Origin of the sequence: Paraburkholderia sp. BCC1876, assembly GCF_902833695.1 — a bacterium.
In the GTDB taxonomy this organism is placed as follows: domain Bacteria; phylum Pseudomonadota; class Gammaproteobacteria; order Burkholderiales; family Burkholderiaceae; genus Paraburkholderia.
Map to the genome: position 1 here is coordinate 132,515 of NZ_CADFGI010000008.1, position 24,169 is coordinate 156,683.

Consider the following 24,169-nt stretch of genomic DNA (forward strand, 5'->3'; position numbering starts at 1 on the left):
GACGGAGGAGCTTCCCTATTCACGGTGCGCGCAGGACCGGTCGAAGTCGGTACGGTGCCGTACCGCACTGCGGCATTCCAGGCGATCTGTTCGTTGCATTACGCCGTCATTGAGCGCAAGGTAGTGCTATTCACTGTGCTATTTCCGATTGTCTGTTACGCCGTCGATATCTGGGCGGAGCCCAGCGGAATAAACCGTTCGTCAAGGAGCCCGTCATCATGATCATCCCCACTGCGACATACAACGGACACGAGTTACGTGCCTACGCGAGCCAGCAGTTCCCGCCTTTCGACGACCCGTATGCCAAGGGCGCGCGGCGCTTTTCCTCGGTGGTGCGAATCGACACGATCCCGTCGAGCGAAGCGGATGCGCGACGCTATTCGACGGTCTTCGACGCAGCGAGCCCCACCACTTTCAAAGATGCGATCGACCTTGCCATGCAGTTCGGCAAGGACATCGTGGACGGCAAGATTCAGGCTGCGGCGCTTTGAGCGCACACAATGCAATTTCGCGACGGCCGCCGCCGTCCGAATGAATTCTTCGAGGACAACATGTATAAACGCATTCTGGTAGCGATCGACGGCAGCGAGACGTCTGAACATGCGTTCGACAGTGCGCTGCAACTCGCGCACGACAATGACGCGCAGTTGCAGCCGCTCTATGTCGTCGACAACCCATTGATGGCATACGACGCGTCTGGCTACGATCCGACGATCCTGCGCGATGCCTTTGTTGAGGAAGGCCAGCGACTGCTGGCGGATGCACTGGCGCGGATGAAGCATGAAAACGTGGCAGGCGTGCCGCGGATCGTCGACGTCACACCGATCGGCGAGGACATCTCCGAGCGAATCCGCATTTCGGCCAACGAGTTCAACGCGGACCTGCTGGTGCTTGGCACACATGGGCGGCGAGGTTTCAAGCGTCTGTTTCTAGGCAGCGTGGCCGAACGCGTCGTGCGCAGCGCAAGCCTCCCCGTGTTGCTGGTGCCGAGCCGGCAAGCGCAAACCAGTGTCGTGGACGCCGCCAGACACGGTCATGCCGATGTCGCCGCGGCAGTGTACGAACTGCCCCGCTAACCGCGCCCCATGCATCGCTGCAGGCTAGGCCGCGATGATCACCTTGAGCGCGCGCGTGTCGGCCGCGCGCGCAAAGGTATCGTACGCATCGAGGATCTGCCCGAATGTAAAGCGATGGGTAATCAGAAGCCTGGGATCAAGCTTGCGGGAGCGCAACGTTTCCAGCAGCATTGGCGTGCTTACGGTATCGACCAGTCGCGTGGTGATTGTGATATTCCGGTCCCAAAGGTGTTCCAGATGCAGATCCACCTTCACGCCATGCACGCCGACATTAGCAAGCGTTCCGCCCGGCGCGATGATCGCCTCGCACAACTCAAAAGTTGCAGGTATGCCGACCGCTTCGATGGCGGTATCAACGCCACGTCCAGAGGTGAATTTCATGATCGCCTTCGCCGCATTGCCATCCGCGCTGTTGATCACCGCGGTCGCACCGAAACGCTTCGCGGTCTCTAACCGGTTGTCGTCCAGATCGACCATGATGATTTCGGCGGGAGAATAGAAGCGCGCCGTGAGCAATGCCGCGAGCCCGATCGGCCCGCTTCCGACAATGGCCACAGTACTGCCAGGTTGCACTTTCCCATTGAGCACACCGCACTCGAAGCCCGTTGGCAGAATATCGCTCAGCATGGCCAGCGCCTCTTCGTCGGCATCGTCGGGAATCCGGTAAAGACTGGTATCGGCGTGCGGAATCCGCACGAACTCGGCCTGCGTACCGTCGATCTTGTTGCCAAGAATCCAGCCGCCGCTCAGGCAATGGGAATACATCTGCTTGCGGCAGTACTCGCACTTCCCACACGCGCTGATGCAAGAGATAAGGACGCGTTCCCCCGGCTTGAACGCAGTAACACCTGAACCGACCTGAACGATCACGCCGGTGCCTTCATGGCCCAGCACGCGCCCAGGCTGGCAAGTCGCGACGTCGCCTTTGAGAATATGCAGGTCTGTGCCGCAAATCGTGGTCTTTGTGATCTTGACGATGGCGTCGGTGGGCGCCTCGATCTCCGGCTTGGGCCGTTCTTCGACGGCCTTCTTGCCAGGACCAAGATAAACGAGTGCTTTCATTGTCGATAGCTCCAGTTGATTTAGATCGGTGTCTGCACAGCGATACATGTTTTTTTGGGTAGTTGAACTGACGCACGGCTTTCATCACCTGAAAACGGTCTGCAGCGTCGTTGGGATGCTGAGTTCGCCTGGTGGAAGCGGCGCTCGCCGGGAAACGCTGTGCCGCTAGCCGGCGTTAATCGTGTTCGACGTCGTCAACGCGACCCACGACATGCCTGCTCTCAAGCCATCCAGCACAGCCTCCTGCGGCGTACTGAAGGTTCGGTCGTGCGTGAATTCACGCACGACAACCCCGGCTGGCGCGGCAATGCTCATGCCGATCAAACAGCCGAATTCAGCGCCGCTTTCGCGCGCGCTAGCCGTGACCGTCCAGCCGGCGCCGTCCACTTTTCCCGACAAGTTCATAACGTTTGGCCTCCCGCATAGGCAACACGGTTAGTGTCCGACACCAGCAATTCAAGAACGGATGGCCAGAATTTCTCAAGCACCATTTGCCATCGGCGCACCTGCGGTACGCTTCGGTGCTGCTCAGACCGTCATTGATTGCTACATCCGGCTGGCTTGCCGCTTTAATGATCGGCCCAGGTGCTACTACATCCGTCACGCTCACGCCCACTTTCACGGCTCGAAACAATCCGCTGTCGGCGCCGCTTGCGACGATCAGAGCGCCACAGCATGCCGGCTAAGTATCCGTGGATCGCCGACCGGGAGAACGACCCGTCCATGCACTTCGTTGATTACATCGGCTGCGGACAGATAGAACGCGAGCGCTGCGGTGACGAGCCCCATATAGCCGCCTGCCATCCGCACCAGACCTGAACCCGTCCACTCTCCTCCAGCCAGCAACCCCAAGGTGATCCATAGCGCCAGAAAAATGAACTGCAGCGCGCGAGGCGAGCGAAAGGTGGCCAGCCACATGTAGAACGTGAAGACACCCCAAAGGAACAGATACCAGCCGACGAACGCCGGAGGCACCTTGTCGTGTAAAAAGAGCACGAACAGTGCAAATGACCACCAGAACGCGCCATAACTGAGAAAGGCTGTCGCGCCGAAGGTATTACCGCGCGGCAATTCCATCACCCCGGCAATGGCCTGCGCAGTTCCACCATAAGCGAGTGCACAAGCGAGTACGAGACCCATCGACTCGCCTGAAAACCAGCCGGCGTTGATCATGCTCAGCAGCCACGTCGTCAATGCAAAGCCGGCGAGACCCAGTGGCGCGGGGTTCGCAAATGTAATTCGGATCGGTGCGCTGGCCATGGCCTGCCCCTGAAAATAAAAAACGTTCTGGCAATCTCGCGGCCTACGCGATCCATCACCCGAGCTGATCGAGAATCGCCGGATTTTCCAGCGTGGATACGTCCTGCGTGATTTCTTCTCCAGCCGCCAGCGAGCGCAGCAAGCGACGCATGATCTTGCCCGAACGCGTTTTCGGCAAATTCTCGCCGAAGCGGATTTCTTTCGGCTTCGCGATCGGCCCAATCTCCTTGCCGACCCAATTGCGCAATTCGGCCGCGATCCTGGTCGCCTGATCGCCAGTTGGCCGCTCGCCCTTCAACACCACGAACGCGATGACAACTTCGCCAGTCGTCTCGTCTGCACGGCCGACGACCGCGGCTTCCGCCACCAGTGGGTGCGCGACGAGTGCCGACTCGATCTCCATCGTGCCGAGCCGGTGGCCCGATACGTTGAGCACATCGTCGATACGCCCAGTAATCGTGAAGTAGCCGGTGTCCTCGTCACGCACCGCGCCGTCGCCAGCGAGATACAACTTGCCGCCGAGTTCTTCTGGAAAGTAACTCTTCCTGTAGCGTTCCGGATCGTCCCAGACGCCGCGCAGCATCGACGGCCACGGCCGTTTGATGACGAGAATGCCGCCCTGTCCGTTCGGCACGTCCTGCCCGGTTTCGTCGACGACCGCGGCCATGATGCCCGGTAGCGGCAGCGTGCACGAGCCCGGTACCAATGGCGTCGCGCCAGGCATTGGTGCAATCATGTGACCACCCGTTTCCGTTTGCCACCAGGTGTCAATAACAGGGCAATGGCTATGGCCGACGTGTTCGTAGAACCACGTCCATGCGGCGGGGTTAATCGGTTCGCCGACTGTGCCGAGCAGACGCAAACTCGACAGGTCGTAACGGTTCGGATGAACTTTGGGATCGGACGCGGCCAGCTTGATAAGCGAACGGATCGCGGTCGGCGCGGTGTAGAACACCGTCACCCGGTGCTTCGCGATCATCTCCCAGAAACGGCCTGCATTCGGGTACGTCGGCACGCCTTCGAACACGACCTGGGTCGCACCGATCGCCGTCGGACCGTAGGCAATATAGCTGTGGCCGGTAATCCAGCCGATGTCGGCGGTACACCAGAAAACGTCGCTACGCTTTGCGTCGAAAGTCCACTTCATGGTCTGCGCGGCCCACATCAGGAAGCCGCCCGTGCTGTGCTGCACGCCCTTCGGCACCCCCGTAGAACCAGACGTATAGAGAATGAAGAGCGGATGTTCCGCAGCCACCCATTCCGGTTCACACGTGGGTGCTTCGGCTTGCGTGAGCTCGTGCATCCACAGGTCGCGTCCCTCGTGCCACGCAACCTTGCCGCCCGTGCGTCGATAGACGATGACGCTTTTCACCGCCTCGCAGCCGCCGATCGCAAGGGCCTCGTCTGCGATACTCTTCAATGGGAGCGCTTTGCCGCCTCGCATCTGTTCATCACAGGTAATCAGCGCGATTGCGCCCACATTGACAATCCGCTCATTAAGCGACTTCGACGAGAAGCCGCCGAACACGACGGTGTGCGTCGCGCCAATGCGAGCGCATGCCTGCATCGCCACGATGCCTTCAATCGACATCGGCATATAGATCGCGACGCGGTCGCCCTTCTTCACACCACGGGTCCGCAAGGCATTGGCAAAGCGACTGACTTGTTCGAGCAATTGCCGGTAGGTCACGTGCGTGACGGTGCCGTCGTCCGCTTCGAAGATCACCGCGACATGGTCGCCGTTACCGGCTTCGACGTGGCGATCGAGGCAGTTGTAGGACGCATTGAGGGTACCGTCGTTAAACCATTCATAGAACGGTGCGCGCGATTCATCCAGAACCGTCGAGAACGGCTTTTTCCAATCGAGCGTCTCGCGCGCCCGGCGCGCCCAGAATCCCGCGTAATCGCGTTCAGCCTCGGCGACCAACGCGCGGTAGGCATCCATGCCGGAAATGGCGGCGTAAGCTTCTACACTGGCGTGCGGAAGGAAGGCCTGCGGCTCCTCCAGAATCGAATCGGTGGTTGACATTGTGTCTCCCTTGCACGCTTTCATGCGCGCTTGACAGGTGCTTCCCGTTTACTGACGGAGCCCCTGCTGCGCCGTGCGTGACGATGCGATCCGCGAAATCGGTCCAGTGACAAAAGATAAAGGGCTTGCATTAACGATGCTCGCGCGACGGCGGGAAGTCGGTACGGTGGCGTACCGGCGGGAAACCGCGATGGGTATACAGTCAGCAGGCGGGTCGCGCTCAGCGCCCCCCTTCTTCTGGAACCGTCATGCAATCGCAACTCAGAGTTGCACCACGTACGACTGGCAAAGTGAGCGAGTATGCTCTGTCGCGCGAGGCTCAAGCACTCGTGCTAAAACAGGCGGATAGTGCACGGGCGGAATCACGACGTGCCAATGACGCGCGCATTGATCCCCATGCAAGCAAGTGGCGCTATTCAGCGACATTAGTGAAGGATTGATGCATCGATTCCTGAGTTTTATATCTCAGGCGGTTTGGACATCTTACATGGGAGGAATGTGTCGCATCATCAGTTTGAAAAAGATCTCACCCATCTAGAGCGCATAGTCCCCCAACTCGTTGCCGACAGCGCTTTAGGACTGGTCTATTGGCACCGCCGTATCGCAGTGCTGCAAATGAGGCAATCCTCGCTTCCAGATGGTGCCCGGCGCGTGATGCGTCTGCTATTGATGATTGACCAGATCGAAAATAGTTCGACTTGCACGTAGGGGCAGTGTGAGCCGCTGCGCGCCGCACGCGTATTCACGAAAATTTCATTTTATAGTCGGACCATGCTCGAACGAAGGGACAACCCGACTATTCTCCGCCTCCGAGCCCATGAATATCACATCCCGGCCGTAAATCGGACGGCGCGCGCAGCCGGGGCCAGCGGAATGTTCGGTGTAGTTCACAGCCAGGCCGCTCGTCGCCGGAACGGTGCCAATGGACTTCGAAGCAGTCTTTCACAGAAACTGCTCCAAGGTCTCAATATGGCCAGGTACGCGTTCGCTAACCTTGCAATCCGACGTTGGAAGTCCCTCGTGCGTCGACGGTAGGAAAGCGACATGGAGCCGTCTCACCCAATTCGAAGTCTGAACGTCCGCAACGGCCAGCCGCGCGACGTACATCATCGGTGGTCGAAGGGCCGTTGACGGAGCGAAGCGGCCGCACGAATGTCCAAACGGCGGTGGCATCGGGTGTCTCTTCCTGGCCGGCTTGTGCCCGTGGTGAAACTGGCACGTTTGGTCAGCAACCGAATCAGCGGCGGCGTCTAAACGTTGTGCGTTTTGCTCGTAACGAACGTGAAGCAGTTGACATGTTTAATTCGCGTCCCGGAAACCGTTGACCAGCAAGCCTTCGCGGCATTCAACGCGGAGCAGACCCGCGAGTTGACGACTTTAATGTCGCAAAGTTGACAAGTTTATTGCGTAATACGATCGGTGACTTCATATCCGGCATGCAAGAAGAAGGCACTTGCGGTCGTCGTCAGGAGCCAAAGTCGCTCAATGTCTTCTGCCGCAGCCAAGCTTTGTAACGCGTCGACCAGGGTCCTTCCTATGCCACGCGCTCGCAGGTTCGACGGCACCGCCAGTGAGCGCAGCAGGCCGTCGCGCGCATGCACCTCCAAGCCGATGCAGCCACCGAACTGACCGCCGGAGTAGTCGGCAATGAGAAATCGGATCGGCGCATTTTCCGAGAGGTCTTCAACCGGAAGGTCACTCGCGACCAGGACGGTCCGTATGAAGTCATAGTCTTCAGCGCTTGCTGCACGTGTTTTCATCGCGATTCCCACTCCTCTTAACGTCGTCACTTCCGCATCACGCCGGCAGCGACGCAGTGTTCGATGGCCCGCTGACTAGGGGCGAGCCGCATCGCGACCAGAAACGCCACCGTCGATACGAGCGAGACTCCGAGAATCACCCACTCGACTAGCGCATAGTCTCGCTGGATGGTCCACAGCGCTGCAGCGGAAATTGGCGCGATGCCTTTGGCAATGTTCGACGGAGCGGAGAGCAGCCCGCTGATGGCGCCGTAACCCTCGGTCCACATCACATCCTGGACGATCGTTCCGCGCAAGATCGTCATCATGCCGTTCGCTCCTCCGTACACCAGCCCGAACAGCAGCAACATGTAGGGCGAAGTTCCCGCGTACAGCAGCACGAGAACCGAAACCGGAAACGCTGAAGTGACGATCACGCCGATCAACGCTGGCCGCACGCTGCGGCCGGCAGCAAACCAGAGTGCACGCGCGGCCACCTGAGCGGGACCGATGATTGCCATGGTGGCCAACAGCCAACCCGCTGGGACCTTGCGTGCGACCATGAGCGGCACCAGGTGGAACGTCAGCGCCGCGAATGTGGCGTAATAGGCAGTGAAACACACAGCCAGTGCCCAAAACGTCGGAGTGCGCAGCGCGCGATGTGTCGAAGCGCTGTTAGCCGCCTTCACTCGTGCCCTGTCGCCGGCCGTTGCATCAGCCGCGCGGTTTCGGTTGATCGCGCTCGCGTGGATGGGAAGACTGATCGTGAGGTTCACCGCAGCGAGCGCGATCAGCGCGCCTCGCCATCCGAACCAGTCGACGAAGCCTTGGGTCAGCGGGATGAACACGGTGCTGGCAAACCCGGCGACCAGCGTGATGAGCGTTATTTTTGTGCGGAAGCTACCGGGGTAGTCGCGCGTTACTACCGCGAACACCGGATCGTACAGCGTGGCCGCCATCGATACACCTAACCCAATCCAAACGACAAAGAGCGTAGCCAGTGCGTGAGCTTGTGACCATAACAGCAGCATCGCTGTCGACAGGATGGAGCCTGCCATCATGATTTTCCTGCCGTGGCCGTGGTCGATCCATATGCCTATCGGATAAGCCGCGAGTCCGGAGACAAGAAGGCCCAGGGATAAGGCCGCATTGGTGTCCGTACGGCTCCATCCCATCGTCCGCTCCATCGGAACCACGAAGAGCGAAAACGCGTAATAGACCGATCCCCACGACACGAGCTGCGCGATGGCAAGCGCCCACGTTGCGCGGTGACCGACTTGTCCTGCTTTTTCGCTTCGGCGGTCGACGGGTAAGCTTGACATGCGACCTCAAAGGGATAGGACGCGGATACCCGCCGCGGGTTCTGCTTTGCCGATGCGGAAAGCTCCGCAGCAGAAGTGACGTGCGGACATTAACGCCGACACTATCGACGACGCCAAGCCGTCTTGAGTTTCTCCGACCGTTCGAGCAGCCGGCATCTCGTCGTTGGTTAGCAGCCCGATGCCGTTCGTGTCGCAAAACCGGGCGAACCGATTGGCTTGGTAGCGATAGCGTGCACGACGCAATGCACCTGAAAGACTGCGTTCACTGCTGTCATTCATCAAAACGGCATAGAGCTTGATACCGTCGTCAGAGAGGCGATTGCGCGTTCGCAGGAGCGGGGTTTCCCAATCGCAACTCGGAATCCGAAATAGGACCGGCACATCCAGCAACAGCACAGCCGCGGTCGTCGTGCCACCGAGGACGAAGCGCATTACGCTCTCATGTTCGCTTCGAGTGGCGGTCAAAACCATTGATTCCGCTAGCTGACCGGACTTTCGGCTAAGCGCTCGAGACAGGGCATCAGCCAACGTCGCGGCGGATACGCTGGGCGATGGCAAACGACTCGGTGCAGTCGGTCCACCGGCGTCCAGATTTCTTATGTCGTCGGAAACCCGGGCCGCACTCAATCGCAGCGCAATGAAGGCTTGCATCGAGTTGCAGTGCAGACCGCCCGAACCAGACAACAGCGAACAGGTATTGCTGTCAGCATTTGTCATGACGCACCTCCCAGTTATGCCTCTTGTTCGCGAGCCCTTGGGTCAGACGGACTTGGTTTCATACCAGCGTTGCGAGCGATTGACGATGCCGACCACCAGCAAAATGACTGGCACTTCGATGAGCACCCCGACCACTGTAGCCAGCGCCGCGCCCGAGTGAAATCCGAAGAGACTGATCGCGGTGGCTACGGCCAGCTCGAAGAAATTGCTTGCACCAATCAGGCTCGACGGTCCGGCAACGCAGTGGGCAACACCTAGCCTGCGATTGAGCAGGTACGCCAAGCCTGAGTTAAAGAAGACCTGAATAAGGATAGGTACCGCGAGCATGGCGATAATCAGCGGCTCGTGAACGATGGCCTCGCCCTGGAAAGCGAACAGGAGCACGAGTGTCGCGAGCAACGCCGAAATCGAATACGGAGCGAGCTTTCCCACGAGTCGCTGAAAATGCGCGTCGCCTTTCGCGAGCAACAAGCGTCGGATTATCTGCGCGAGAATGACCGGCACGATGATGTATAGGCCGACTGAGGCAATGAGCGTATCCCACGGCACCGTTATGGCCGACAGCCCCAGCAGGAGAGCGACGAGCGGCGCAAAGGCCACGATCATGATGGAGTCGTTCAACGCCACTTGCGACAGCGTGAAATACGGATCGCCCTTGCACAGTTGCGACCAGACAAACACCATCGCGGTACAAGGCGCGGCTGCAAGCAGGATCAGCCCGGCAATGTAGCTGTCGAGCTGGTCTGCCGGCAGCCATGGTGCAAATACGTGGCGGATAAAAATCCAGCCAAGCAGCGCCATCGAAAACGGTTTAACCAACCAGTTCACGAATAATGTCACCCCAATGCCACGCCATTGGCTCTTCACCTGGGTCATGGCCGCAAAGTCGATCTTCACGAGCATGGGGATGATCATGATCCAGATCAGCACCGCCACCGGCAGGTTGACGTGGGCAACCTCCATGCGGCCGATAGCTTGAAACGCGCCCGGCAGCAGTTGGCCGAGCACGATGCCGCCGACGATGCACAGCGCCACCCACACCGTGAGGTACCGCTCGAAAAAGCCAATGCCGGGCTTCAATGCCGAACCGGCGTGTTCAGTGCTGCTCATTCGAGCCCTCTGCTGGCCGCTCACCGATCGCGCGTAACTCGCGCTGAATGGCATTGCCGTCCAATACGTGCAGCGGCAAGTTCACGAACTGGCTCACCCGGCCGAGTATCTGCCGGTACACCTTGCTGAATAGTTGGCGCTTTTCTTCATCCGTGCCCTCGAACGCGGCCGGGTCGTCGAAACCCCAATGTGCGGTCATTGGTTTGCCCGGCCAGATCGGGCAGACTTCGCCGGCGGCCTGGTCGCAGACTGTGATGACGAAATCCATATGCGGAGCATCAGGCGTCGCAAATTCGTCCCAACTCTTGCTGCGTAGTTGCGAAACGTCGTAGCCCAGTGACTCGCAGCGCTCAACAGCGAAAGGGTTGACCTTTCCACCGGGATGGCTTCCTGCGCTATACGCCTGGAAGCGCCCCTTCCCTAGCACGTTGAAAAGCGCTTCGGCCATGATGCTGCGCGCGCTGTTGCCCGTGCAAAGGATGAGGATTGAGTATGGTCGGTCGGTCACGTGCGACTCCGGAATTGAATGGTGGATGCGGTGGGGGTGCAGCAGGCCTCCGACGAATGATCGGGTCCATTCCTCGACTCCCCGAAGGTTGGCGCGGCCGCGAGCGTCCTGAAGGTTTCCCATGCGACGCCTTGCGGATCGACCGTCCAAGCCTTGTTTGACTTCGCGTAGCAGCAGGTCGCACCCGTCTGCTCTTCGACGGGCAGATCTGCAGCGGCGAATCGAGCGTTCATCTCTGCCAATTCCTCGTCGGTCTCGACCTGAATTCCAATATGGTCGACACCGAGCTTTGCGCCACGCTGGGAAATGGCGAAGTTCACTGCGGGATCTTTCAGCTCCCATTTGCAGTAATCGGCTTTGAGCACGGTCGGCTCAACGTTTCCGAACATCGCGCTATAAAAACGGATGCTCTCGCTCAGGCTTTGGACAGATACGTGGACGTGCATTCGCTTCATGATTCATCTCCGCAGCAGGCTGGAGGGCTGCTCGCCGCGCATGTCGCGCCCGCACAGCAGTTCTCGGTGAGAAAACCGACAAGGCCATTCATTGCGTCGAAATTGGCCGAATAGTAGATAAAGCGTCCTTCCTGACGCGCCCTCACAAGGTCCGCGTGCGAAAGATCCTTCAGGTGAAAAGACAGGCTGGATGGCGCGAGCCTAAGTTGTTGTCCAATTTCACCAGCCGGCATGCCATCGGGTCCGGCAACGACGAGCGTTCGAAAAATGGCCAATCGCGATTCATGTGCAAGAGCGCTCAAGGCGCGTACGACGAGGTTTGAGTCCATGTCCGAAGCATAGGCGCATCATTTCCACATTTCAAGTATTATGGAAATGTTCTTTCGACTGACCTTGGGATCTGTTTCAACGAGGCCTAGCGGCCGCTACTCCGCGATCGCCGGTTTTTTTCAGTTAGCCTGGCAAAGCTCAACGGATGTGTCACTTTCCGTGGCACGCGCTGGCCGCACGCTGCCGTTATTGATGAAAAATCGCCTTAAATTCAACGACGCATTTTTCATTATTAGTGACACCCGACAGAAGCCAACGCGTATGTCGGCAGCTACAGGGGAGCGGCCTTATGCAGAAGCGGAAGTTCGCAGGAAAGAGGGCACGGGAAGTGAGTCTGCGAGAACACTGCTGGACCAGCTTGAACTGGCACTGACGGGGACGCCCGCGCGCACGTCCGTCTGTCTGGCGCTGTCAGATCTGAACCGGCGGCTTGGTTCAGCCGGCAGCAAAACCGCGACGCGGACCAGTCGATCAGCGTCGCCGCGGCGTCGGCGCCAGATGGTCGCCGAATCGCTGCCGCTGTTTTGGTGAGCGCCACTCGGACATGTGACTGGCACCTCCCGCCGAATCGGCTAGGAACATTGGGCGATTTTCGAAAACTCTTCACGGTTTTTCTGCATCGGGCGGAGTTCGACCATTAAGCGACTGTCGTAGAGCCGAGTTGAACGACCGAGCTCTTATCGGCCTCTTCTGAAAATTTAGTCAGTTCAACCCGGCGACACTACATGATCAGACATGCCCATACTTCGCTAGCGCCTCAGCTAGACTAAGCCCTTGTTGCAAGTCGATACGGATGAGCCGTTCCTTCTCCGTCAGGCGTTCTGCTTCAACCAGCACGGTATCGACCACTTCGTCTGGAATGACCAGAACACCGTCTTCATCGCCGAGCACGAAGTCGCCGGGGCGCACCGCTACCCACTGTGAAGTGGCGCCGCGGACGCTTACCGGCACTTGCCAGCCATTGACCTTCCAACGCGCAATGGATTGCACCGGAGTGCGATAGCGCGCGAACACAGGAAAATCCTGGTCGGCAATCCAGCGAATATCGCGAATGCCACCGTCGACTAACGACCCTACGCAGCCTCGCTCTTTCATTCCGATGGCGATGAGCTCGCCAAAATAGCAGACGCCTTCGCCGTCGCCGCTCCAGACCGTGATATCGCCTGTCGACACCCCTGCGCACGCTTGCATCTTGTCCGGGTCGCCGCCGAGTTCATACGGTGACATCTGGCCGCGAATCGTATATGCCCAGCCCGCCAGCTTGCCACTGGAGGCGGGATACGGGGTAAGGACCGACGAGAGCCCCTGGTTGAACAAACCGAGCGTGTCGAGCACATCCGCGACGTTAGACGTATCAACTAACAGGAAGCGTTGGCGAATAGCCTCTCGATCCGCGGCGCTTCGCACTACTTGAGTTGTTTCCATCATCTGTTCCTTAAAGATATTGATTAAATGCTGGGGATCATGCCGCCGTCGACGCGTACCACGGAGCCCGTAATGAAAGCAGCACGTTCGCTGGCAAGGAAGGCCACTGCGTCAGCATATTCTTCAGGTTTCCCATAGCGCCTTGCCGGTATCGACGCCGTACTTGCAGCTACGACTTCTTCGTAGGTCTTGCCTTCACGACTTGCACGCGCCTCGTCCAGTGAGCGGATGCGGTCAGTAGCTATTCGTCCCGGCAGGACGACATTGACGCAAATGCCATCGGCGGCGACTTCATTGGCAAGCGTCTTCGACCAGCCCACCAGGGCCAGACGTAACGCATTGGACATGCCCAGGTTGGGTATTGGTGCGACGACGCCGGAGGAGGTACTCGTGATGATGCGGCCCCAGCCTTTCTGTTTCATCGCCGGCAACAGCAGGTCCGTGAGATGCATCAATGACACAACCATCGCGTCGAACTGGTTTCGCCACTGTTGCGGTGCCACGCCTGCGGCCAGCGAGGGCGGTGGTCCGCCGGAATTGTTGATCAGGATTTCCGGATCGCCGATCGTGCTCCTGACATCTGCGACCAGGGTCGAAATTTTCTCGAGGTCGGCAAGATCGGCCTGGAAACCGTGCGCGATTCCTCCGGCGGCATGAATACGTGACACGGTGTCTTCGAGCGCTTTACTGTTCTGGTCCGATACGGCAACCATCGCGCCTTCGCGAGCGAGTGCCAACGCAATGGCTGAGCCCAGTCCACCTCCAGCTGACATGACAAGTGCAACGCGATTCTTGATACCCAGGTCCATGGAAAACTCACTAGTGTTCGATAGATACGGAAGTGCCTGATAATCGGGCAAGCATGCTTGTGCAGATTTCAGCTATATGCAGATGCAAATCCGCCAGATTTTCATCTCAGCAGTTCGCAAGCCTGACTGATTCGATCGCACCCCAACGCCAAACGCTCGTCTGACGTCGCAAACGAAATCCGGAAATGACCACCCGTGCCGAACGCGATTCCGGGCACCACTGCAACGCGCGCGTAGTCGAACAGGTAGTCACAAAGGTCAACATCGTTTTGAAGGATATTTCCTTCTGGTGTCGCCCTGCCGATCAGACCTTCGCAGGACGGAAAGAGATAGAACGCGCCCTCCGGACGTCTGCAGCGAATGCCGTCGATCGCGTTCAATTTTTCTAACGCGGTGTCACGCCTGCGTTGGAAAGCGTCATTGCGTTCCTTGATGAAATCCATCGGGCTATCCAATGCGGCTTGCGCAGCAGCTTGAGAGACGGAGCAGGGATTGCTCGTGCTTTGCGACTGGACGGTTGCCATTGCTTCGATCAGCGACTTTGGGCCGCCGGCGAATCCGATACGCCATCCGGTCATCGAGTAAGCCTTTGACATGCCATTGACGGTCAGAATTCGCTCCCGCAACTCTGGCGTATCGGAGGCAATAGTCGAGAACTGCCATCCGTCATAACGAATGTGTTCGTAAATGTCGTCCGTCATCACCATAACGTGCGGATGCCTGAGGAGCTCCGCTGCCAGGGTGCCCAGTTCTGCGCGCGAATAACCTGCTCCAGTGGGGTTGCCTGGGGAGTTGAGGATCAGCCACTTGGTGCGAGGCGTAATGGCTTCGCGAAGCTGCTCTGCAGTGATCTTGAACCCCTGTGCCTCGCCGCACTGGACTTCGACAGGCACAGCGCCGATCAACCGGACCATGTCGGGGTACGAGACGTAATAGGGTGCCGGGAGAATGACCTCGTCGCCAGGATTGAGTGAAGCGAATAGGGCGTTGAAAATAACCTGCTTGCCACCGGTGCCAACGCTGATTTCGCTGACATCGTACGAAAGGCTGTTGTCACGCCAGAACTTCCGAACGATAGCTTCCTTCAACTCGGGGGTGCCATCAACGTCGGTATAGCGTGTGGCACCGGAGTCGATTGCACGTTTCGCTGCATCACAGATATGTTCGGGCGTAGGGAAGTCTGACTCTCCCTGAGAAAGGCTGACAACGTCGATGCCCCTTCGACGCATGTCGGCGGCACGTTTGGTAATGGAGAGTGTCGGTGAAGGTTTCACCGCACCAAGAAGTTGGGAAAGCATAGGCGATAACATTCGTTTTCCTAATTTAATCTACAGCGTGATCATCATGGTAGTGGCAAGCTACTCAGATGAATATCAATATATATCCTTGCCACTCACCAAATATTTTGATCGATTGAATGATCAACAAAAACTTCAACCGTCATCAAATCACCGCGGCAGCGCGCAACCTTTCGTCGAGAACAGGTTAGTGATGGAGAATTCTCGAAAGGAACTGTTTCGCACGATCGGTTCGCTCCTCAACGTTGCCGAAGAATTCATCCTTCGGGGTGTCCTCCAGTATCTTTCCATGGTCCATGAAGATCACGCGGTGTGCAACCTTCTTCGCGAACCCCATCTCGTGTGTCACGCACATCATCGTCATCCCTTCGCGCGCAAGCTCGACCATCACATCGAGCACCTCGTTGATCATCTCGGGATCAAGCGCCGACGTCGGCTCGTCGAACAGCATGGCGATCGGGTCCATTGAGAGCGCGCGAGCAATGGCTACGCGCTGCTGCTGGCCGCCCGATAACTGGCCGGGGAACTTGTCCGCCTGCGTCTTTAGGCCCACGCGGTCGAGCAGCTTCAGGCCCTTCTCGGTCGCCTCGTCCTTGCTGCGGCCCAGCACCTTGATCTGCCCGAGCGTCAGGTTCTCGGTGATCGTCAGGTGTGGGAACAGCTCGAAGTGCTGAAACACCATGCCTACCTTTGACCGAAGCCTGGAAAGATTCGTCTTCGGGCTGCATACGGGCGTACCATTTACCAGGATGTCGCCTTTCTGTATCGGCTCCAGGCCATTGATGGTCTTGATTAGCGTGGATTTGCCCGATCCAGACGGGCCGCATACCACCACCACCTCACCCTTGGCGATCTGGGTGGTGCAATCGGTTAGTACCTGGAAAGCCCCGTAATGCTTGGATACGTTGTTTATCTCGATCATATGGAAGCCCTTTTCTGGAGACGCCTTACCAACTGGGAAGCGAAGAAACAGATCACGAAATAGACGACGCCGGCGAACAGCAGCATGTCGACCGTGCGTCCGTCGCGCTCACCGATGTCATAGGCTCGGCCGAAGAAGTCTGCTAGTGCACTGACGTAGACGAGCGATGAGTCCTGGAAGAGGATGATCCCTTGCATCAGAAGCAGCGGGACCATATTGCGAAAGGCCTGCGGCAGGATGACCAATAGCATGACCTGTCCATAGTGCATCCCCAGCGCCTGTGCGGCGAATAGCTGACCACGTGGAACGCCCTGAATACCCGCGCGGATGATCTCTGAGCAGTACGCGGCCTCGAACAGCGAGAAGGCGATCAGCGAGGACGTCATCCGTAGATCCGAGGCGGCCGACAGACCTAATACCTTCTGTAGCAATTGCGGAACGATCAAAAAGAACCACAGCAATACCATCACCAGTGGAATGGAGCGGCACACGGTCACGTACCCTTCCGAAAACCAGCTCAACGGCCGAATCGAGGATAGACGCATCATCGCGAGAATGGCGCCCCAGACAATGCCGACGATCGCGCCCGTCAATGTAATCTCGAGGGATACCACCATGCCTTCGCCAAGCACCTTAAGGTTAGCGGGATTAATCAGACTGAAATCGAATGCGTAGGCCATATTGATCTCTTATTTGGTGCTGATATAACCGGGAACTCGAGCGCGTCGTTCGATCCAGCGCATCAGCATCATGACAGCCACGTTCAGGAGGCAGTACAACAGCGTTACCGCGATAAACGACTCATAAGGACGGGCCGTGTAGTCGACTAACTGGCGCCCCTGGCCGGCCAGATCCAGAAGGCCGATGGTTGAAGCCACCGCAGAATTCTGAAAGATGTTGACGAACTCCGTTGTGAGTGGCGGCACAATAATACGGAACGCCATCGGTAGCACGACGTACCGGTATGTCTGTAGAGATGTCAGACCCAGGGCGAGACTTGCGTTTCCTTGGCCACGCGAAAGACTACCAATCCCGGAGCGCACCTGCTCGCAAATCCGGGCGGCCGTGAATGTTCCAAGACAGATGACACCGGCCAGGAATTGCTGGGTGACAGGGTTCATCTGTTTGATTGCCGTTCCCCATGGCAGAAACTCTGGAACGACGAAATACCAGATAAACAACTGCACCAGAAGCGGAACGTTTCTAAAGAGTTCAACGTACGCGCTGGCGAATCCGGAGGCCCATTTGTTTGGTAGCGTGCGCATCACGCCGAGAACGGAGCCAATACAAAGGGCGATGATCCAGGAAACTGACCCAACGGCGATGGTTACCTTCAGCCCGGATACTATCCAGTCAAGGTACGTCTCGCTGGCCGAGGCTTTTTCAAGAAATACGCCCCAGTGGAAGAGGTAAGGCATGGTATCCGTATGACCGCGTCCCGACCCGCGCAACTCCTAAGGCTAGTTCGCGGTCTTTCGGCGTTCGCCAAATGTAAAACGTGGATCTTGCGCTTCGTGTAGTCACTGGATATGAGCACACGCCTGCGCGCCGATTGGGTAACGAGTTTGTGCGTACCGGTCGTTGCCGTAGCGGAAAGCGACTGCCTTCCGCTACGGCAAGGTTCGACACAGGCACACTACTCGTCAAGCGCCTTATCGTTCGGGTTGGCGATAAGCGCCTTCATATCGGAAGACATGGGGAAATCAACGTTGAATCCCCGCGGCGGTATCGGCTGCGTGAACCATTTGGTGTAGAGCTTGTTGATCGAACCGTCCGTCATCATTTTGGAAATGACGTTGTCCACCAGCTTCTTGAACGGTGCGTCGTCTTTTCGGAGCATGCAGCCATAAGCTTCCCGGGTGAACGGCTTAGCCGCCACCACCCAGTCCTGGGGCGATCTCGCCTTTGCCCGCTCAGCGTACAGGATTGCGTCGTCGTCCATGTATCCGGCAGCGCGGCCAGACTCCAGCATCAAGAATGCCTCCCCGACGTCTTTGGCACCGATGACGTTCATTCCCAGTTTTTCCTTATCGTTCATGTTTCGCAGCAGGCGCTCACCGGTCGATCCCGCTGCCGCAACCACGTTGTGGCCTTTCAGATCCGACCACTCCTTGATTCCACTGTCTTTCCTGACAAGAAGGCGAGTGCCGATGACGAAGATGGAGGTTGAAAATCCCACCTGCTTCTCGCGCTCCAGGTTGTTGGTCGTCGTGCCGCACTCGAGATCAATTGTGCCGTTCATCAGCAGCGGGATCCGGTTCTGAGAAGTGACGCTCAGCTCCTTCACTTGCAATGTCGGCATATTCAGTCTCTGCTTGACGGCATCGACGATCTTTGTGCTGATGTCGTAGGAATATCCAGCCTGCTGATTACCACCGAGGTTGTAGTTAAACGGGGGAGAGTCATATCTCACGCCAAGCGAAATGATTCCGGTGTCTTTGATCTTCTGCAGGGTGGGACCCAGATCGTCAGCCATGGCACTGCAAGCGACTGCCAGCAAAGCGATCCCTGATAACACCTTAAGGCTCTTAAGCATGGTTAATACTCCTCTTTAGATTGATCTCGACATGAAAATCTTTATTCTGAAGTGCGCGGGAAGCTGGGCGCACAAGCCGCAGCGCGGTTCGTTGGTCACCTAGGGTTCACCCCTAGAAATTCACGAGGTACAGTTCGTCACTTCTCAAGATGAATCGTTAGAGGTAGTCTATGGCGAAAAATAAAGCACCGAAAACGATATGTTTTTGCCCTTGTGAACATTTTTTTTGATGAGTCGCGATGCTTCGGGAACTTCAGACCTTCTTGGCCGTGGTGCGCTACGGATCGTTCGCTAGTGCTGGCGCCAATATCGGACTCACGCAATCGGCTGTTAGTGCGCAAATCCATAGGCTTGAGGAGGAGCTTGGCCTCGCGTTATTTGATCGGAGCGGCCGGCAAGCCGTGCTAAATTCGGCTGGCTACGAAGCTCTTGCTGTAGCGGACGAAATCATGGCGGCCTATTCAAAGCTTGGCCGTAGCGCGGCAAGCTCCCGTGCCGGTCTGATCCGGGTCGGCGCCATCTCCTCGGCGCAGGCGTCATTCCTTGCGGACGCACTTGCAATCTTCCGATCTGAGAATCCGGAATGCCGTGTGAGGCTGGTTCCTGGGGTTTCCCTGAATCTGCTGGGACAGGTGGATTCTGGGGAGGTGGACATGGCGGTGATAATCAAACCACGGTTCACTCTCCCCGCGGATCTACAGTGGAGAGTGCTGTTATCTGAGCCCTTCTTCCTGCTGGCACCCAGGACACATCAAGGCTTCACGTGGCGAGCATTGCTGGAATCGGAGCCGTTCATCCGCTACGATCGAAACGCTTTTGACGGCAGGCTGGTCGATCAATTTCTGCGTCGCTCGAAAATTTCTGTGAAGGAGGCAATCGAGCTTGATGAACTGCAAGGGATCGTTCAACTCGTTCGGCGTGGTGCAGGAGTGGCGCTGCTTCCGTCTACATCTGCGTTGTCGCTTCCGGAGGGGGTTGTCGCTTTGAATCTTGGCGAAGCCACCTTCTTCAGGGAAGTTGGCTTGGTCGAGCGTCCTGCACATAGCCGCCAGCCAGCTGCCAATCTGCTAGCGTTGCGGATTCTCGAAGCTGCGCAAGCGCAAGCTGACGGCGTAGTCAACTAGAGGGATATTAGATACGCATCGGCGTCGTCGCAGCAGATCTTCGTCGTCGGGGGTTCGTACGCACTCGGACCGGCAACGGTCGGTCTCGAATATTCGAACACACATTTCGGCAACCTCGGCTCGGTATCAGCAGGTGGCGCGATCAGCGCACCGAAATACAGAGGCGGCAGCGCGACGTTCAACTCGGGTGAAGTCAACCTGAAGTACCAACTGACTCCGGCCTTGCAACTGGGCGGTGCATACATTTACACGCACAACAGCGGTGCCGACGGTTTCAGCGGCTGTTGGTGCTCACAATTGCCGCTAGCCGTGTCAACGAAACTGCTAGCGCCGAATTTGTCGAAAAACGTCATACATACCGAGCGAAAAGTGGAAAATCCAACGATTTTGCGTTGTTGTAGCGATACAACGACTGAGTGACACGTTGTCCACTAACGTTGCTAGCGTCGATTTCATGTTCTTTAATGCTGCTAGCGCGTCCTTCCTGCCTATTGGGGGTAGACATGGCTTCCTCAGAAGAGACTGAAGCTCGGGCAGCGAAGATAGCGTCAGTGCTTAGACCGCTTGGAAACGGCGTGCTTTCCCGGGAGCAGGCGAAACGAGCGGCGCAATTGCTCAACGTTCACTGGGCGACTGTCTATCGCCTGCGTCGCCGCTTTCTCGCGAATCCTGTGACGAGCACTTTGCAGCCGTCGCCTTGCGGTCGCATACCAGGCGGCCGACTGGATGCCGCGGTTGAGACTGTCATCGACGATGTCGTGCATGAGTGGTTACCCGCGCAACGGCAACTAGCCCATCCAGCAACCGATCTGGTGCTTGAAATAAAACGTCGATGTGCGGTTGTGGGCCTGGATTCTCCCAGTCGGTCTACGGTGGCTCGCCGATGGACAGCATATCGCCAGCAGGACGCATTGGCACGAGCTGCACTTCCCGAATCGATGGTTGCACCCGGCACGTTCGGGGTCCGGTATCCGCTTGATATCGTCCAGATCGATCATACGCAAGCCGACATACTGCTGGTGAGCGAGTTGGACGGGCAGGTCATTGGCCGACCTTGGCTGTCCCTCGCACTTGACGTTGCGTCGAGGTGCGTGCTGGGTTTCTACTTAGGAATGGAGCGGCCCGGTGCGGCCACGGTTGGCTTGCTTCTCACGCGGGTGGCGTTGCCGAAAGCGTCATGGCTTGCCAAGATAGGCGTAGAAGCAGACTGGCCCATGCGAGGCATTCCGCGTGTCCTGCATCTCGATAACGCAGCTGAGTTCAAGAGCAGGGCGCTCCGCAGCGGGTGCCGTGAATATGGCATTGACCTCATGTATCGTCCAGTCGGTAAGCCTCATTTTGGTGGCCACATTGAACGGTTGAACCGGACGTTGATGGAGCGCGTGCGTGGGTTGCCAGGAGCGACGGGATCGTCCGCAAAAGGACGCAAGGCTCGCCAAGCGGAGAAAACCGCCAGCCTGACATTAAGGGACTTCGAACAATGGATGACGATCGAAATCGGAAGACGATATCACCAAAGCCCTCATCGCGGCTTGTCTGAGCTTCCTCCTGCCGAAAAGTGGCGCGAGCTTTCCAGTTCGGCCGAGGCCCGATATCTGCCGAATGCACCGGATGCAGAACTTCAATTTTTGATAAGGTTTCTGCCAGTCGAGCTACGAACAATTCAGGCGGACGGCCTCAACTTATTTCGGATCCGGTACTGGCATCCGTTGTTCGCCGCGTGGCGGGAGACACGCCGAGCTGTGACTGTTCGTTACCATCCCGAAGACCTGTCGCGGGTATTCGTAAGTGCGGGAAAGAAGAGCTACATAGAGGTGCGCTACGCGGACTTGCGACGGCCTCCCATCTCGCTCTTCGAACAGCGGGCAGCCTTGAAAGCGATCAGGGCGAGAGGACAGCGAACGATCTCGGAAAGGGAAATTTTTGAGACGGTCATGCAGCAGCGAAGCGTGATCGTGAATGCGACGCGTGCCACACGGAGGCGTCGGCGTTCGAGACTACAAAGCATTCCTTCTGTAGGGATGCTCGACCGTCAAGGCACCCAGCAGCAACTCGAACAACGGGACGCGGAACAGGTGAACTATGACTCGCCTGTGACGGCGTACGATGTCGAACAGTGGTAGGGAGCCAACATGAAGCACGATGAGCTGGCGCACTTACTTCCAGCTGCCAGAGAGCAGGCGCAGTTGGGAAACGAAGAGCGTGTAAAAAGTCTCCTTCGTGATCGCTGGATCGATTATCCACGAGCGACGGAAGCATTACAGGTGCTTCAAAGGCTCTATGAAACACCTCCACGCGACCGGATGCCATGCCTTTTACTCCACGGCGATTCGAACATTGGGAAAACCAAGATTACTGCGAAGTTCAGGCGCGCCCATCCCAACGAATTTGATGAGAGACGAGGTGTAGAGCGGTGTCCCGTTGTTACCGTCCAGATGCCTCCGACTCCGGATCAGCATAGGTTTTATTCTGGGTTGCTATTTGAGCTCGGTGCTCCCCATAACGCTGCCGCTGGTTTGGCTTCTCTCGAACGGCTGGCGCGGGACATCCTGAAAACAATGTCGCCGCAGATGCTGATCGTGGACGAGGTCCATCACCTGCTCGCGGGAACGTATCGCGAGCAGCGTGCTTCTCTGAATCTGCTGAAATACCTCGCAAATGACCTGAAGATCAGCATGGTCCTTGTGGGCACCCGCGACGCAGTGCTCGCGCTTCAAACCGATCCGCAGATGGTGAGCCGTTACAGGCCGTTCGAGATACCCCGGTGGAGGGAAAGCGATAACCTCCGTCGACTTCTCGCCGCGTTCGAAAAGGTTCTGCCGCTCAGGAAACCATCGGATCTCTCACGACGCGAGATCGTCCAGTACGTGCTGGAATTGAGCGGTGGTCTGACGGGCGCCATTTCGACGATCCTGAACGACGCAGCCGAACTGTCGATCAGAAACGGTGACGAGTTCATCGGTATCTCACACCTCGAACGGGTCGCTCGCGAACATGCGTGATCCTGTCACGCCATGGCCAGTTGCTCCTCGGCCGTTTTTCGAAGAGGCGTTTGGCAGCTGGCTGGGTCGAGTCGCGACGCGTTACCAGATCAGCGTGGGCATGCTTTGGGAGACAAGCACAGGGCTGGACCTGCCGAACCTTGGCAAAGCGGGGTGGATATTGTTTCCTCCAGTCGCCGCATCGCCGCTAGATCGACTCTCGAAGTTGGCCCGTGTGAGCGACGGGAGATTGGCAGCAATCCAGACGCCGCCTGAATGGATGGTCGACCAGCGTAACCTTGTATATTGCTTCAGATGCCTCGTGGTCAACGAAGTCGACGTTTCGGCACCGCGGTGGAAGAGGGAATGGCTCGATCCGGCAGCTGAATATTGCGGAACGCACCATAGTCTGCTGGAAACGGTCCCCGCATCGGTTTTTCGAAAAGCTGCCAACTTCGGCGCAGCGCTTCGGGCAATATCGCGCTATCGAACCCCCCGGTTTCCACGAAGCAGACGGCTACGCTAGCGGCGTTACTGAACTTGCTAGCGCTCCTGTGAACACGGCTAGCATCAATTGTGAACGCCAACAACCGGCGTGAAGGCGTCGAAGGACATACGTTTCTGTTCGGACTGTCGGATGGGCGGGTGATCGACGGGAGCCGCGGTGGCAATAGTGCGCGCTGGCTCAATCACGCGTGCGCGCCCAACTGCGAGACCATCGAGGACGCCGGGCGCATCTTCATCCACACGCTCCGGCCGATCGGGGCCGGTGAAGAACTGTTTATTGAGTATCTGCTGGCCGCCGACGATTCGCTGGATGAAGAGGTTCGGGCGCAGTACGCATGCCGGTGCGCCACGGCGGACTGTCGTCACTCGATGCTGGCTGACGTGGCGTGAACAGCGGTGCGGGAGAGCCCGTTGGCAGCATCACGATCCCGAAAAGCGCCGAGGGCTCGAAGCGGGAGAATGATGGATTTGTCCGGCTCGGCATGGATGTGGTTTTCCATCCCGATGTGCTGAAGCCACCGATGCCAAAGGGAAATGTGTCCGACGGTGCGCCTGGCGCAAGCACGAGGAAACAGATGTCGCTGGAGCTTGACGATTGGTGGTGACGTCGGTGCCAGCGCGCATGTCGACAGCGATGAGGGGGGCCTTATGCAGAAGCGGAAGTTCGCGCGAAAGAGAACAGGGGGAGTGAGTCTTCCGGAACTGCTGGACCAGCTTGAACTGGCATTGGCGGGGACGCCCGCGCGCACGACCGTCTGTCGGGCGCTGTCGGATCTGAACCGGCGGCTAGGTTCGGCTAGCGGGAAGACTGTTGCACGGCCCGGTCGATCCCAGTCCCCGCGACGTCGGCACCAAACCGCCGTCGAATCTTTGCCACTGTTTTCGTGAGCGCTTCTGGCAAAGGTCAAAAAAAACGCGTAACCGCCTGCTCCAGAAGGCGGCAGGTCGGCTCGCCGTCG

26 protein-coding genes and 1 pseudogene are annotated in these 24,169 nt (G+C 57.9%); 9 read left to right on the forward strand and 18 right to left on the reverse strand.

The features are described 5' to 3' along the window. Window positions 1-218 precede the first annotated feature (218 nt). Both HWY05_RS26365 and HWY05_RS26370 read left to right on the forward strand, forming a co-directional pair. Window positions 219-491, forward strand: a complete 273-nt coding sequence (locus HWY05_RS26365; RefSeq protein ID WP_176060132.1) for a hypothetical protein — start codon at window positions 219-221, stop codon at window positions 489-491. A 60-nt stretch (window positions 492-551) separates the two neighbouring features. Next, window positions 552-1,076, forward strand: a complete 525-nt coding sequence (locus HWY05_RS26370) for a universal stress protein (RefSeq protein WP_176060344.1) — start codon at window positions 552-554, stop codon at window positions 1,074-1,076. Between the two features lie 24 nt (window positions 1,077-1,100). On the opposite strand, the gene HWY05_RS26375 is transcribed toward HWY05_RS26370, so the two are convergent. The 11 genes from HWY05_RS26375 to HWY05_RS26425 form a co-directional block, all read right to left on the reverse strand. Further along, entirely contained in the window at window positions 1,101-2,138 is a 1,038-nt protein-coding gene (locus HWY05_RS26375) for a zinc-dependent alcohol dehydrogenase family protein (RefSeq protein WP_176060133.1), read from the reverse strand. A gap of 165 nt (window positions 2,139-2,303) precedes the next feature. Continuing rightward, window positions 2,304-2,543, reverse strand: coding sequence for a hypothetical protein (locus tag HWY05_RS26380; protein WP_176060134.1), 240 nt, complete (start codon window positions 2,541-2,543; stop codon window positions 2,304-2,306). Between the two features lie 255 nt (window positions 2,544-2,798). Beyond that, the gene (locus tag HWY05_RS26385) at window positions 2,799-3,398 is read right to left on the reverse strand and encodes an acetate uptake transporter (protein ID WP_176060135.1); all 600 of its coding nucleotides are present in this window, start codon (window positions 3,396-3,398) and stop codon (window positions 2,799-2,801) included. Window positions 3,399-3,453: 55 nt separating this feature from the next. Further along, window positions 3,454-5,427: an acetate--CoA ligase gene (acs, locus tag HWY05_RS26390; RefSeq protein WP_176060136.1), complete on the reverse strand. Its 1,974-nt coding sequence runs from the start codon at window positions 5,425-5,427 to the stop codon at window positions 3,454-3,456. Between the two features lie 1,400 nt (window positions 5,428-6,827). Continuing rightward, the gene (locus tag HWY05_RS26395) at window positions 6,828-7,187 is read right to left on the reverse strand and encodes a GNAT family N-acetyltransferase (protein ID WP_176060137.1); all 360 of its coding nucleotides are present in this window, start codon (window positions 7,185-7,187) and stop codon (window positions 6,828-6,830) included. Window positions 7,188-7,213: 26 nt separating this feature from the next. Beyond that, window positions 7,214-8,488, reverse strand: a complete 1,275-nt coding sequence (locus tag HWY05_RS26400) for an MFS transporter (protein WP_176060138.1) — start codon at window positions 8,486-8,488, stop codon at window positions 7,214-7,216. 6 nt (window positions 8,489-8,494) lie between these two features. Next, window positions 8,495-9,205 carry a hypothetical protein gene (locus HWY05_RS26405; RefSeq protein ID WP_176060139.1) on the reverse strand — a complete coding sequence of 237 codons (711 nt, stop codon included), beginning with the start codon at window positions 9,203-9,205 and terminating at the stop codon, window positions 8,495-8,497. A gap of 42 nt (window positions 9,206-9,247) precedes the next feature. After that, complete coding sequence (arsB, locus tag HWY05_RS26410; RefSeq protein ID WP_176060140.1) at window positions 9,248-10,315, reverse strand: ACR3 family arsenite efflux transporter; 1,068 nt, start codon at window positions 10,313-10,315, stop codon at window positions 9,248-9,250. Continuing rightward, a complete protein-coding gene (locus HWY05_RS26415; protein ID WP_176060141.1) occupies window positions 10,302-10,823 on the reverse strand; it encodes an arsenate reductase ArsC in 522 nt (173 codons plus the stop codon). The genes arsB and HWY05_RS26415 overlap by 14 nt, the downstream gene beginning before the upstream one ends. Beyond that, entirely contained in the window at window positions 10,820-11,278 is a 459-nt protein-coding gene (locus HWY05_RS26420) for an ArsI/CadI family heavy metal resistance metalloenzyme (protein ID WP_176060142.1), read from the reverse strand. The genes HWY05_RS26415 and HWY05_RS26420 overlap by 4 nt, the downstream gene beginning before the upstream one ends. Next, complete coding sequence (locus HWY05_RS26425) at window positions 11,275-11,607, reverse strand: metalloregulator ArsR/SmtB family transcription factor (protein ID WP_176060143.1); 333 nt, start codon at window positions 11,605-11,607, stop codon at window positions 11,275-11,277. The genes HWY05_RS26420 and HWY05_RS26425 overlap by 4 nt, the downstream gene beginning before the upstream one ends. A gap of 46 nt (window positions 11,608-11,653) precedes the next feature. Here HWY05_RS26425 and HWY05_RS26430 point away from each other — a divergent pair, with 46 nt between their 5' ends. Further along, window positions 11,654-12,139: a hypothetical protein gene (locus tag HWY05_RS26430; protein WP_176060144.1), complete on the forward strand. Its 486-nt coding sequence runs from the start codon at window positions 11,654-11,656 to the stop codon at window positions 12,137-12,139. A 198-nt stretch (window positions 12,140-12,337) separates the two neighbouring features. Here the strand turns inward: HWY05_RS26430 and HWY05_RS26435 are convergent, their stop codons facing one another. The 7 genes from HWY05_RS26435 to HWY05_RS26465 form a co-directional block, all read right to left on the reverse strand. Beyond that, on the reverse strand, window positions 12,338-13,036 hold the full coding sequence (locus HWY05_RS26435; RefSeq protein ID WP_244146704.1) for an RraA family protein: 699 nt from the start codon (window positions 13,034-13,036) through the stop codon (window positions 12,338-12,340). Window positions 13,037-13,056: 20 nt separating this feature from the next. Further along, the gene (locus HWY05_RS26440) at window positions 13,057-13,842 is read right to left on the reverse strand and encodes an SDR family oxidoreductase (protein ID WP_176060145.1); all 786 of its coding nucleotides are present in this window, start codon (window positions 13,840-13,842) and stop codon (window positions 13,057-13,059) included. 101 nt (window positions 13,843-13,943) lie between these two features. Beyond that, window positions 13,944-15,140, reverse strand: coding sequence for a pyridoxal phosphate-dependent aminotransferase (locus tag HWY05_RS26445; RefSeq protein ID WP_244146705.1), 1,197 nt, complete (start codon window positions 15,138-15,140; stop codon window positions 13,944-13,946). A gap of 187 nt (window positions 15,141-15,327) precedes the next feature. Then, window positions 15,328-16,062 carry an amino acid ABC transporter ATP-binding protein gene (locus HWY05_RS26450; RefSeq protein ID WP_176060147.1) on the reverse strand — a complete coding sequence of 245 codons (735 nt, stop codon included), beginning with the start codon at window positions 16,060-16,062 and terminating at the stop codon, window positions 15,328-15,330. Next, complete coding sequence (locus HWY05_RS26455; protein WP_176060148.1) at window positions 16,059-16,742, reverse strand: ABC transporter permease subunit; 684 nt, start codon at window positions 16,740-16,742, stop codon at window positions 16,059-16,061. Before HWY05_RS26455 ends, HWY05_RS26450 begins: the two co-directional genes overlap by 4 nt. Before the next feature lie 9 nt (window positions 16,743-16,751). After that, window positions 16,752-17,480, reverse strand: a complete 729-nt coding sequence (locus tag HWY05_RS26460; protein WP_176060149.1) for an amino acid ABC transporter permease — start codon at window positions 17,478-17,480, stop codon at window positions 16,752-16,754. A 218-nt stretch (window positions 17,481-17,698) separates the two neighbouring features. Continuing rightward, window positions 17,699-18,538, reverse strand: a complete 840-nt coding sequence (locus tag HWY05_RS26465; RefSeq protein ID WP_244146716.1) for a transporter substrate-binding domain-containing protein — start codon at window positions 18,536-18,538, stop codon at window positions 17,699-17,701. A gap of 299 nt (window positions 18,539-18,837) precedes the next feature. On the opposite strand from HWY05_RS26465, the gene HWY05_RS26470 reads away from it, so the two are divergent. The 6 genes and pseudogenes from HWY05_RS26470 (at window position 18,838) to HWY05_RS26495 (ending at window position 23,815) form a co-directional block, all read left to right on the forward strand. Further along, window positions 18,838-19,722, forward strand: a complete 885-nt coding sequence (locus HWY05_RS26470) for a LysR family transcriptional regulator (RefSeq protein WP_176060151.1) — start codon at window positions 18,838-18,840, stop codon at window positions 19,720-19,722. A 503-nt stretch (window positions 19,723-20,225) separates the two neighbouring features. Further along, window positions 20,226-21,845: a Mu transposase C-terminal domain-containing protein gene (locus HWY05_RS26475; protein WP_176060152.1), complete on the forward strand. Its 1,620-nt coding sequence runs from the start codon at window positions 20,226-20,228 to the stop codon at window positions 21,843-21,845. 9 nt (window positions 21,846-21,854) lie between these two features. Continuing rightward, complete coding sequence (locus tag HWY05_RS26480; protein ID WP_176060153.1) at window positions 21,855-22,724, forward strand: TniB family NTP-binding protein; 870 nt, start codon at window positions 21,855-21,857, stop codon at window positions 22,722-22,724. Beyond that, window positions 22,717-23,229: a TniQ family protein gene (locus HWY05_RS26485; RefSeq protein WP_153141880.1), complete on the forward strand. Its 513-nt coding sequence runs from the start codon at window positions 22,717-22,719 to the stop codon at window positions 23,227-23,229. Before HWY05_RS26480 ends, HWY05_RS26485 begins: the two co-directional genes overlap by 8 nt. A gap of 62 nt (window positions 23,230-23,291) precedes the next feature. Beyond that, window positions 23,292-23,600, forward strand: a pseudogene (locus tag HWY05_RS26490) (SET domain-containing protein-lysine N-methyltransferase); the annotation flags it as partial. Next, complete coding sequence (locus HWY05_RS26495) at window positions 23,597-23,815, forward strand: hypothetical protein (RefSeq protein ID WP_035553150.1); 219 nt, start codon at window positions 23,597-23,599, stop codon at window positions 23,813-23,815. The pseudogene HWY05_RS26490 and the gene HWY05_RS26495, both read left to right, overlap by 4 nt. Window positions 23,816-24,169: the final 354 nt, after the last annotated feature.